Source organism: Streptomyces sp. NPDC026500 (assembly GCF_055567635.1).
The window spans coordinates 1-1,323 of sequence record NZ_JBVHQB010000073.1; the positions used below are offsets into that span (position 1 = coordinate 1).

Sequence of the window (1,323 nt, forward strand, 5' to 3'; positions counted from 1 at the left end):
TGAGGTTCCCCCGAGATGCGGGGAAAGGTGACAGCAGGTCAGATGGGTCTCATGAGAGGAGCCCAGAAGATGCCTGCCCCGAGGAAGTACCCGCTGGAGTTGCGTGAGCGTGCGGTGCGGATGTACCGGACCGCCGAGCCGAAGCCCGTGATCCGCCGCATGGCCGAGGAACTCGGCGTGCATCACGAAGCCCTGCGGAACTGGATCCGGCAGGCCGAGGCCGACGTCGGCGAGCGCGATGACCTGCTCACCACCGAAGAGAAGAACGAGCTCGCCCAACTGCGGCGCGAGGTGCGGGACCTGCGCCGGGCGAACGAGGTCCTGCGGACGGCCTCGGCTTTTTTCGCCGCGCAGCTCGACCCGACCCGGCCCAGGTGAGAGCGCTTCTCGACGAGCACCCGCACCTGGGGGTCGAGCCCGTACTGCGGGAACTGCACATCCCCTCAACCACCTACTACCGCTGGCGCCAGGCCGAGAAGGACCCCTGTGAACGGATCCGCCAGGACACCGAGCTGACCGGGCAGATCCGGAAGATCCACCAGGACTCCGGCGGGATCTACGGATCGCCCAGGATCCATGCCGTCCTGAAGCGCGAGGGCGTCCACGTCGGCCGCAAGCGGGTCGAACGGCTCATGCGCCAGGCCGGCCTGGCCGGGATCAGCCCCCGCAGGAGCAAGAGCTTCACCCGCCGCGACCCGGACACCGACCTCGCCCCTGACCTGGTGCAACGCGACTTCACGGCACCCGCGCCGAACCGACTGTGGGTCACCGACCTGACCATGATCCCCACCCTGGAGGGGCCACTGTGGCTGTCGGCGATCCGCGACGCCTTCTCCCGCAGAGTCGTGGCATGGGAGACCTCCGCCCGCGCGGACGCCGACCTGGTCCTCACCTCCCTCGAGTACGCGCTGGCCAGCCGCGAGGTCACCCCCGGCGAACTCGTCCACCATGCCGACCACGGCACGCAATACACGTCTATCAAGCTCACAACCCGCCTGGTCAGAGCAGGTGTTCAAGCGTCCATGGGCTCGGTCGGCGACTCCTTCGACAATGCCCTGGCGGAGAACCTGTGGATGCTGATCAAGACCGAGTGCATCCGCGGACGGACCTTCGACACCAGAGCCGAGGCGAATCTCGCCCTCTTCGAGTACATCGACGGCTTCTATAACCCCCGCCGCATCCAAAAGCGCCTCGGCTACCTCAGTCCCATCGAGTTCGAAGAGAAGCACTACGCCGACCAGGCAGCGGCCGAACCAGTGAACCTGAAAACATGTCAACCCGCCCTGACCTGCTAGTCAGCCACTCCCGCGCAGCGGGGGAACC

General features: G+C 66.9%; 2 protein-coding genes. Both read left to right on the forward strand.

Annotated features, from left to right (window positions below; translation table 11 throughout):
* Positions 1–69: 69 nt before the first annotated feature.
* The gene (locus ACZ4N5_RS43040) at positions 70–378 is read left to right on the forward strand and encodes a transposase (RefSeq protein WP_467762414.1); all 309 of its coding nucleotides are present in this window, start codon (positions 70–72) and stop codon (positions 376–378) included.
* The gene (locus tag ACZ4N5_RS43045) at positions 375–1,295 is read left to right on the forward strand and encodes an IS3 family transposase (RefSeq protein ID WP_467762415.1); all 921 of its coding nucleotides are present in this window, start codon (positions 375–377) and stop codon (positions 1,293–1,295) included. Before ACZ4N5_RS43040 ends, ACZ4N5_RS43045 begins: the two co-directional genes overlap by 4 nt.
* Positions 1,296–1,323: the final 28 nt, after the last annotated feature.

What these genes read in the sequence shown, in the direction of transcription:
- ACZ4N5_RS43040 (WP_467762414.1), top strand. Translation starts at nt 70, where the DNA reads ATGCCTGCCCCGAGGAAGTACCCGCTGGAGTTGCGTGAGCGTGCGGTG.